Annotated in this window: 4 protein-coding genes; 3 read left to right on the forward strand and 1 reads right to left on the reverse strand. The window is 51.2% G+C overall.

Features of this window, described 5'->3' with window-relative positions; translation table 11 throughout:
* The 3 genes from HY879_17720 to HY879_17730 all read left to right on the forward strand — a co-directional run.
* The coding region (locus HY879_17720) for a transposase (protein ID MBI5605178.1) at nt 1-687 on the forward strand (687 nt) is incomplete at its 5' end.
* Nucleotides 688-726: 39 nt separating this feature from the next.
* Nucleotides 727-975, forward strand: a complete 249-nt coding sequence (locus HY879_17725; protein ID MBI5605179.1) for a hypothetical protein — start codon at nt 727-729, stop codon at nt 973-975.
* Entirely contained in the window at nt 972-1,781 is an 810-nt protein-coding gene (locus HY879_17730) for an AAA family ATPase (protein ID MBI5605180.1), read from the forward strand. The genes HY879_17725 and HY879_17730 overlap by 4 nt, the downstream gene beginning before the upstream one ends.
* 194 nt (nt 1,782-1,975) lie before the next feature.
* Here HY879_17730 and HY879_17735 read toward each other — a convergent pair whose 3' ends face one another.
* Entirely contained in the window at nt 1,976-2,464 is a 489-nt protein-coding gene (locus HY879_17735) for a hypothetical protein (GenBank protein ID MBI5605181.1), read from the reverse strand.
* Between the last annotated feature and the right edge of the window lie 436 nt (nt 2,465-2,900).

The raw sequence follows: 2,900 nt of genomic DNA on the forward strand, positions 1-2,900 counted from the left end.
CCCCGGGCCCCGGTTCGAAAACTGGTCGAGCAACTGGAACAAAAGGGCTTTGGAAAACTCTCCCAGACTACAGCCTATCGCTTTTTACGGGACCGGGGGTTGATGAAAGCCCAGCAGATGATCCCCGAAGACCGCAGAAAGTTCGAAGCGGAACTGCCCAATGACTTATGGCAAAGCGATGTCTTACATGGCCCCCTGGTGGAAACCGGAGGGAAAAAACGCAAAAGCTATCTGATTGCCTTTATCGATGACCACTCCCGACTGGTTCCCTACGGAGCATTCTATCCCGGGGAGTCCTTGACTTTTTTTCTAAAAGCGCTGGAGCAGGCGCTGGCCACCCGAGGGCTACCACGTAAAATTTACGTCGATAACGGAGCCGCTTTTAGATCTCACCATCTGGAACAGGTGACCGCCTCCCTGGGGATCGCCCTGATCCATGCTCGGCCCTATAAGCCCCAAGGAAAGGGGAAAATAGAACGCTGGTTTAAAACCGTTCGGTCAGATTTCTTGACCGGTTTTCGGGGAACCACCCTGAGCGATTTGAACCTGGCCTTCGATATCTGGCTGCGGGAGATTTATCATCGTCGGAAACACGGCGCTACCGGTCAGGCCCCCTGGGAGCGTTTCGCCTCCCGGATGGAATGTCTACGGCCTGCCCCGACCAACCTGCCGGACTATTTTCGCTAAACCGCCCGTAGACGGGTAGCCAAAGACCGCACCGTCAGCCTGAACGGGAAACTCTTTGAAGCCCCGGTTGGTTTAATCGGTCAGCAGATCACCTTGCGTTATCACGAAGCCAATCTCGAACAGATCGAAGTGGTCTGGAATAATCAATCCTACGGATTTTTATCCCCGGTCAATCTTCAGGTCAACAGCCGGGTCAAACGGGATAAAGACAGCCGCTTGGTCTTGGAAACTTCCCAGGAATCGGCTTATCACGGCGGAGTGCTCTGGGAAAGGGGGAACCGCTCATGACCGCCCACTATCGTACCTTCTTCGGTCTTTCTCGGGAACCCTTTTGCTCCGATATAAATCTTAAGGAAATCCTGAAAACACCGGCCCTGTCCGCCGTGCAGGACCGCTTCGATTACACCGTCCGTTTGGGCGGAATCGCTCTGGTCACCGGCGAGGTCGGTTCCGGGAAATCCACCGCCTTACGTTACGTGGCCGCAAATCTCCATCCTTCCGAATACCGCACCATCCCCATCACCGCCACCCCAGGTTCCATCCTGGAACTCTATCGCCTCATCCTGGCTGAACTCCGTATCGAAAAAACCAGCTCTTCCCGAGCCGTCTTGACCCGCTTGATCCAAAAGGAAATCCGTGACCTTTATGAGGGTAAAAAAATAAAGCCCGTCCTGATTATTGATGAGGCTTCCCTCTTGCGACTGGAGGTCTTTGCCGAACTCCACACCCTCACTCAGTTCTACCAGGACTCCAAACCTTATCTACCCATCATACTGGCCGGTCAAAGTCCCCTGGTAGATCAACTCGTCTTCCGCACCTCTCATCCTTTGGCTTCCCGCATCCTGGCCCGCTGTCATCTCAAAGGCGTCTCCCGTCAGGAAATGGAAAACTATTTGGCTCATCATCTAACCCTGGCCGGTTTAAAAACCAATCCCCTGGAGGATGCGGCCATTACCGCTATCCAGCAAGGATCTGGCGGCCTTTTCCGCAAAGCCAATCACCTGGCCCGGGGTGCCCTCATCGCTGCCACGGCTGCCCAATCCCTAACCGTCACCCCCGAACATGTCCGCTTGGCGGCTTCTGAAATATTTTAGCCCTGATCACACCCGGGAAGTCTTCCCTTCCTGGGTGCCCTTCAAATCCGTATAGTGTGTCTTGAATGATTTGCGGTAGGCTAAATAACTTGGAATATTTTGATCGGGACCATTTAATCAGGTTCCTAAAGACCATTTAATTTGAAAAACTACACCATGGAGCTTCAGCTTAGCGTTTGCGAAAAAATAACTTCTCATTTTGGAGGCAGCAACCTATAGTTCAAATCCGGAAAGACTGAATCCCTTTTGATTAAGATTTGGGCCGCATCTTCTTTGGATATCTTTTCTTTACATTGATAATGCTTGCGATTCAGTACCGCAGAAACACGCAGTCCGGAAGTCGTTTTTGTTTTTCGTATGAAATTAAGAGCAGTTTGAAGGTTGACGAGAGGCTCGCCAGCCCAGTTCTTTGAAATTTCTGAAAAGAGGCGGTGTTCGATGGGATTCCATTTGGATGCGCCAGTGGGGTAGTGACAAACCTGGACAGTCAATCCATACTGAAGACAGAGTGAGTTCCATAAATGATACTTTAAGGCAACGGATTTGGATCTATTGCTTCCGCCATTGTCGGCGAGAATGAGGATGTTGCGGGATTTTGGATACTGCTGAGCGCCGTATCCCTCCCACCAGGTTATGATGGACTCTGCGGCAAAAAGTGGGGGTGTCGTGGCTGATGCCGACACAAACCATTCCAGTATTGGCTATGGTGTCGTAAATACCATAGGGGCTGATTTTGGCTTTTGCATAGGAAGGGAAGTCATGATCAGCAACATCACCGTCGCGGTCACGCCACACTCGACCGGGGTTCTTGAAGTTGCCAATAAGTTCAGACATCCTGACACAGTGCCTCATTTTTATGTAACATGGAGGGTATCCTAGACACCATAAACGAGTCGAAGCTTCGAACCCGGGAATAATGTTTTTGTCGTATTCAACATTTCACAGAGCCTTCCGATAGCCTTGCTGCGATGCGGTGAACTTAGAGGATTGAGGGTAACTCGGAGTTCTTTATCGGTGACCTCCAGATTCCCTGAGCTCTTAAATGCTGATTGAATGAGAGTCCTGCCCTCATCATCGATCCGGGCATACTCACTTCGAACAAGACTAAGGAGATCACTC

This window comes from Deltaproteobacteria bacterium (assembly GCA_016219225.1).
In the GTDB taxonomy this organism is placed as follows: Bacteria; Desulfobacterota; RBG-13-43-22; order RBG-13-43-22; family RBG-13-43-22; genus RBG-13-43-22.